Genomic DNA, 6,184 nt, shown 5'->3' on the forward strand with positions numbered 1-6,184 from the left:
ACCACACCATCTACTTCGGAGAGGACAAGAGTGGAAAGGCGCCCCCGGCCTTTGTTGAGCTGCTGGCACAAAACGATGAGACCACTTGAGTCCACGTGCCACCGGGAAATGAAACGGATATCGTCAGAATGAATGGAATCGATTACACCAAAGGCCGCCTGCTGCCTTTGTTCGACAGTTTGATGGACGCTTTGGAAGCGGACAACGCGATCGATGCCGGGGAATACGTGATGACACTCGCCGTCACTTTGAACAACGTGCGATCGGACGAACAGTTGTTGATGTTCTTCATCGAAGACCTGGCCGCTGCCGGCGGCGTTTTCGAACAACTGGACTGCGGCGCCCAGGCCTGGCAGCGCCTGGAGAACCTACTTCGGGAAGCCGAAGATATCGCGCGACGCTTTACCGGGGCGGCGAACGGCGCCGCCAGCACTTGAGCGGCCAATAGCGCGCGTCACACCCAGCCTAATCCGCGCTGACCGCAGCCCACTAAGCGTGGTGAGTCCAAACCCGGCCGTAGTTACTGGGCAACTCCAACCAGCTTTGCTGTCCCTCGCTGATCCCGCTCAGCGAAAGCGATCCGCCGTGGACGCTTTCTTCATATTCACCGTCAAAGGGAAACTCGAACGGCACCCATTGGGTCTCGTCGCTGAAATTCAACGCAACCAGACTGAAACGTCCATTGTTTGCGCGCGAATAGAGCAGGCACCCTTTGGACTGATAATTGTCGTAGTGGTTGTAGAAGAAGTGATCGCCATCACGAAATTGCACGTTCTCCTTTCGGAGCTTCAGCAATTTGCGGGTGAGGTTGACCATACTGCGCCCCTCACCGGAATAGAAATAATCCCAATGAACCGGGCGAAACAGCATCACCCGCCCCCACCCTTCATGCGGTACAAAGTAATTTTCAACGAACTCACCGCCCTGCCAGAGCATGGGCACACCGCGCCCTGTGAGCAGAGCAAACAGATACGGCTGAACTTTATACCACCGCCCCCGATCGCCTGATTTCAAAAGCTCGCTGCGGTCCCCGGTGGGATGGGTCAGGCCGAACCGGCACACGAAACGCTCGTGATCGTGATTTTCCACGTACTGGAGCGGGGCTTTGGGGATGCGGTCGCCATTGACGGATTTCTCCGGGGGATAGCCGCTGGCCCCAGTACGAAAACCGTATTCCGTCAGTTGCCCGAAGTCGCCACTGGCCACCTTGGCGGCAGTGCCCAGCGTTTCGTTTTGCCAGGTGCTGTTGCTGTAAGTGTGTTCGAGAATTTCGACCGGCCCTTCCAGTTGCTCGGCACACTGAATCAAATTTTGGTTACCATCCGAGAAGAACCGCTGCCAATGCCCGCCTTGGGCTTGTTGCGCCTGGACGTGGCGGTAGGTTTCAAAGGTCAATCGCGCATAGCCCGTACCGGTGGCGCCGTCCCAATAGTTGGGAACACAGTCATAACGAAACCCGTCCACGTGGTAACAATCCAGCCAATGGTGGTTAACCGTGGCGAAAAAGTCCCGTGTGAACTCGCGGTTAAAATCGGTGCTCTCGCCAAAATAGTCTTTGGCAAACGAGCCCATAAACGGGTTTTCGTGGTATTGCAGGTGCCGATAAACGTACGAATAGGGAAACCACGCGCTGGTATGCCCGTAGACACTGTCTACGATCACCGCCAAACCAGCCCGGTGCGCCGCATCCACGAAGCGCTGCATATCGCGACGCTTGCCGAAACGCTCATCGATGCCGAAGTAGCCCACCGGCATAAACCCCCAGTCGATCTGCTCCAGCACGTTGGAGACCGGCATCAACTCCAGACAGTTCACGCCCAAGTCGGCCAGATAAGGCAACCGTTCGATGGCCCGATCCACCGTGCCGGCAAACTCCCCAATCATCAGCTCGTAAATCACCAGATCGGACAGGCCGGGCGTTTTCCAGCTCAGCTCGTTGTCGCTCCAGACGTGAGGTTCATAGCCCAGCGTGAACGCGGAGAGTTTTCCGGTGCCAAACTCGCGGGCAAATGGATCGATAATCCAATCCAGGGACGGATGGTTGGGATTCTCCAGCAAAAAGCGATACACATAGCGCCCCGCCTGCCCCCAGGCGGAACGTGGATGGGAAGGCGCTTGATCGTGGATATTGAACGTCACAGACCAGGAATCGCCCAGTTCCGAATCGACGGAATGGGACATCTCGAACGAAAACGGCTGAATATCCTGAAGAAACTGATCCTTCTCGTGGATCACCTTGAGCCAGAGCCGATTGCCGTGTTCCCCGGAAACCCACGGCAAGGGAAATTCGAAACGTGCCGAGCCGTCAGCGGAAACGTGAGCACCAAGCCGGTGTAGCGGCAGGATCTTCATCACACACCTCCCTGTTGTCAGCCATGTCAAGAATGTATGGCCGGGCCGAACGGAACCCGATGCAAGGCCGGCATCGCGGCCTGCCGAGAACCCCGCGCCCTAACAATCTGAATCTAGGTCAGATTGCGTTGGATTTCGAGCCGGGGCCAGGTCATTTGTTCTGAAAATATTGTGACACAGTCCATCGGCTTCCCGGACATCGCGGTGCTTAAGCGGCCGAGCGCCATCAGATCGTGATCTCGCCGATCAGGTAAGGCACACACTGCCCGGAGATCGTCACGCGCTCGCCGCGGTCTTCCCCTTCGAACACACCTAAACGGCTAGAGACCTGATGGCTGCGAAGAACCTTTTTACCCAGCCGTTGAGACCAAAACGGCAACAAGGCGCATTGGGCCGAACCGGTGGCGGGATCCTCGGGTATCCCCGCCGCCGGTGCGAAAAAACGATACACAAAGTCCACATTCTCGCCTGGCGCCGTGGCCATCACACCCACTCGGTCCAACGCCTCCAGCGCTGCCATATCCGGCCGCAGCTCACGAACCGCCTGTTCACTGTTCAATCGTGCGAGGTAGTAGCGGCCACGGGCCAGCTCCCGGAGCGCACCTGCGGGCAAAGCCAAGGCCGCTTCGACCTCCCCCGAGTCAGTATGGGGCTCAGGCGGTTCGGCGGGAAAATCCAGTGACAACAGATCGCCGGATCGTCGCACCGCCAACGGTCCGGAAGCGCTGTTGAACGTGATGGTATCCCCCGTCTGCCCCAGATAATGAAACAGCACGTAGGCCGAAGCCAGGGTGGCATGGCCGCACAGATCCACTTCCTTCACGGGAGTGAACCACCGCAGCGCGAAGCGATCGCCCTCGGCGACAAAATACGCGGTCTCGGCAAGATTGTTCTCCGCCGCGATGGCCTGCATTTGGCCCTCGGAAATCCAATCGTCGAGTGGCACGACCGCCGCCGGATTGCCACCGAAAGGCCCGTTTGCAAACGCATCGATCTGAAAAATCCGAAGTTTCATGCGAACCTCTGCCGGCATGCCTCGCCAAGAATATCGACCCCGACGGCGCGAACCACCGCCAGGCGCCACATCAAGTCGCCGCCCGACGCGTCGATATATTCCATACGGAAATCACCGCGACAACAAGCCTACATCATTCATTGAACATGAGCGTTTCAGAACAGGACTGGAAACAAAAATATTACGAATGCGTCAAGGAGCTAGACGCGCTGGAAAAAGACTGCTTGAAGGAGAAGAAAGCGCTCGTCTCCAGCATCGGTTATTTGGCGCGCGTGGCCGAAGACTTCGGACCCGACGGCCTCCACGATGGCGTGAGCCAATTGCAGGTCAAGTTGCGCGCGGAAACCAAAGCCGAGGACATCGAGCCATTGGTTCGAGCGGTCTACGAGCAGGCCGAGGTCACGACCGAATCCGCCGATGTACTTTCTGAACTGTTGCAGTTCATCAGCGCCCAACTGCCGCCCTCGGACGAGTTGAAACTTATCCATAACCGGCTCGCCGGCTTGCGCAAAACCTCCGACATTCTCGCGATTCTGCGCGACCTGACAGACTGCTACAAAAACGCCGGAAATGACGACGACCATCCATCCCACGAACTGGACACCCAACAGGTCTCGGACGCCCTAAGACACTTGGTAGACGCCATGCCCATTGGGCCCGGGCCCTACGAGCGGTTGCGCACTTTGTGGTCCGAAATAACCCCCGTGACCATCCACGGATTACTGCCCGGCCTGTTGGAAGCCACCGCGGAAACCGCCGACGAACTGCGCGGCATACTCGAGCTCCAACGCGCTGAGTTCCAGAACTTCCTCAACCAGTTGAGCGAACGGCTCAGTGCCATTAATACGCATCTCGACAAGAGCCAAGCGCGCTCAGATGAGGCGGAAGCAGACGGTCAAGCACTGCATGAAACCATGGATCGGGAAGTGCAAGCCTTGCATCAGACGCTGAGCGCCGAGAACAACCTGAACAGCCTAAAAGCGATGGTTTCCGAGAAACTCGGCATCCTCCAAGAACAAGTCACGCAATATCGCGCAGCGGCTTCGCAGCGTCACCAGGACGGCACCGAGGACTCGCGATTGCTCCGGGCTCGCATGCAACAGTTGGAACAGGAATCACAGCAACTGAAAGCGGCGTTGGAGGAGCAGCGCCGTCTGGCATTGCGCGACCCTCTAACCCAACTGAACAACCGCGCCGCGTTAGAAGGTGACCTGAATCGCGAGTTTGCTCGCTGGAAGCGACACGGACACCCGCTATCGGTGCTATTTATCGACGTCGACCACTTCAAAAAGCTCAACGACACCTACGGTCATCGCGCGGGAGACCGTGCACTGCAACTGATCGCGAGAATCATGCACGAAGAGTTGCGCACCAACGACATCCTGGCGCGCTACGGTGGCGAGGAGTTTGTGGTTCTACTTCCCGATACGCGCTTGGAAGACGCGGCCCACGTCGCCGACAAGCTTCGGGAAAAGGTGGCGACCTGTCGCTTTCGCTATCGCGGCCAACCGGTTCAAATCACCATGTCTTGCGGGCTGGCGCAGTATCTTGAAGGCGATGAGCTCACCAGCGCTTTGGAACGGGCCGATGCCTGTGTGTATCAAGCCAAATCGAACGGCCGCAATCAAACCGTGGCGGAAATGCCCGCCAATTGATTTTCATCGCGATTTAACGGGTCTTAGTGAGTACGACAAATCCAAAAAACCGTATTGATCGCTCCGCATCCGGGAATACATCATCGACCCCCGGCTAGTTTCCCGATATCACGGATATTCTCCCCTTAACCTGCTCCAGATTCGTGCCGTAGCTCGGAGCACCGAGAACCTGTTTTTCCATCTTTCCGGTTCGTCACACAAATGACACCGGCCTTGCGAGAAAGCAGCTATTCTACCGATGAGAAATTTACGATATGGTTGACCGGTCGGATTCGCAGCGGATACCACTCAAGCAGCGCTAACCCCATCCGGCATCGTGTTCCAGCCTGCCTTCCGATTGAGATGCGGCAACCACAAGGAGTTAGTAAATGGCATCGGTGCCCGCGCTAGCCAAACAATCGTCGAATACCCCCGAATTTAACGTTATCTCTCCGTCGAAATGCACACAGGCGCCCAAGGTTCCGTGGCTTGCGGTGGCGACAGGGATATTGATCGCCGGATGCTTTTTCATCATTTACCGCTGGTACCAGCACACCTACGCATTCACGGTCGGGTTGGACTATTTCGAACCGGAATTTCAGACCTATTGGATGTCGTTATTGTGGTTCCAGATCGTGGTCCTGGGCGCCGGCGCGGTGATTGCTCCAGCGATTTTGTGGTTCACCCGTGAGCGGGACCTGAGCCAACTCGCGCCACAAGACGAACTCTGGCGTTATTACTTGATTCTGAGCCTGTTGGCCCTGGGCAGCGTGCTCACCATGATTTCGCTGGGCGTGTTTGCCGAAGCGGACGCCGCATGGCACCAGATCACCATTCGCGATACCGACTTCACCCCCACCCACATCGGCTTGCAGTACTTCGCCATACCCGCCTTTGCCGTGTTTTTGGTGTTCGGCTTCGTCTGGGTGCACACGCGCCTTCCCGCCTTCACCCGTAGAATCTCCATTCCCGCCGCCATACTGGTTTGCGGCCCACTGCTCATGATGCCCAACGTGGGTTTCAACGAATGGGGCCACGCGTTCTTTTACGCCGAGGAACTCTTTGCCGCACCCATCCATTGGGGATTTCTCGTTTTCGGCTGGAGTGCTTTCGGCCTGGCCGGATTCTTGATGCAATGCCTGCGTGAAATCCGTCGGCTCACGACGCTGGATACCGAAAGCGC

5 protein-coding genes are annotated in these 6,184 nt (G+C 57.3%); 3 read left to right on the forward strand and 2 right to left on the reverse strand.

The window, feature by feature from the left end:
* The first annotated feature begins 128 nt into the window (after positions 1-128).
* On the forward strand, positions 129-437 hold the full coding sequence (locus SVU69_13425) for a hypothetical protein (protein ID MDY6943998.1): 309 nt from the start codon (positions 129-131) through the stop codon (positions 435-437).
* Between the two features lie 52 nt (positions 438-489).
* Here SVU69_13425 and SVU69_13430 read toward each other — a convergent pair whose 3' ends face one another.
* Both SVU69_13430 and SVU69_13435 read right to left on the reverse strand, forming a co-directional pair.
* Positions 490-2,352, reverse strand: coding sequence for an alpha-amylase family glycosyl hydrolase (locus SVU69_13430; protein MDY6943999.1), 1,863 nt, complete (start codon positions 2,350-2,352; stop codon positions 490-492).
* 226 nt (positions 2,353-2,578) lie between these two features.
* Positions 2,579-3,367: a PhzF family phenazine biosynthesis protein gene (locus SVU69_13435; protein ID MDY6944000.1), complete on the reverse strand. Its 789-nt coding sequence runs from the start codon at positions 3,365-3,367 to the stop codon at positions 2,579-2,581.
* A gap of 146 nt (positions 3,368-3,513) precedes the next feature.
* Here SVU69_13435 and SVU69_13440 point away from each other — a divergent pair, with 146 nt between their 5' ends.
* Both SVU69_13440 and SVU69_13445 read left to right on the forward strand, forming a co-directional pair.
* Positions 3,514-5,022 carry a GGDEF domain-containing protein gene (locus tag SVU69_13440; GenBank protein MDY6944001.1) on the forward strand — a complete coding sequence of 503 codons (1,509 nt, stop codon included), beginning with the start codon at positions 3,514-3,516 and terminating at the stop codon, positions 5,020-5,022.
* Positions 5,023-5,390: 368 nt separating this feature from the next.
* Positions 5,391-6,184: methane monooxygenase/ammonia monooxygenase subunit C (locus SVU69_13445; GenBank protein ID MDY6944002.1), on the forward strand; the 794-nt coding region annotated here is incomplete at its 3' end.

The sequence above is a fragment of the Pseudomonadota bacterium genome (genome assembly GCA_034189865.1).
GTDB lineage: Bacteria > Pseudomonadota > Gammaproteobacteria > UBA5335 > UBA5335 > JAXHTV01.

Excerpts from the sequence above, each read along its gene's own strand:
- SVU69_13435 (MDY6944000.1), bottom strand. The coding sequence starts at position 3,367 with ATGAAACTTCGGATTTTTCAGATCGATGCGTTTGCAAACGGGCCTTTC.
- SVU69_13430 (MDY6943999.1), bottom strand. The coding sequence starts at position 2,352 with ATGAAGATCCTGCCGCTACACCGGCTTGGTGCTCACGTTTCCGCTGAC.
- SVU69_13440 (MDY6944001.1), top strand. The coding sequence starts at position 3,514 with ATGAGCGTTTCAGAACAGGACTGGAAACAAAAATATTACGAATGCGTC.
- SVU69_13425 (MDY6943998.1), top strand. The coding sequence starts at position 129 with ATGAATGGAATCGATTACACCAAAGGCCGCCTGCTGCCTTTGTTCGAC.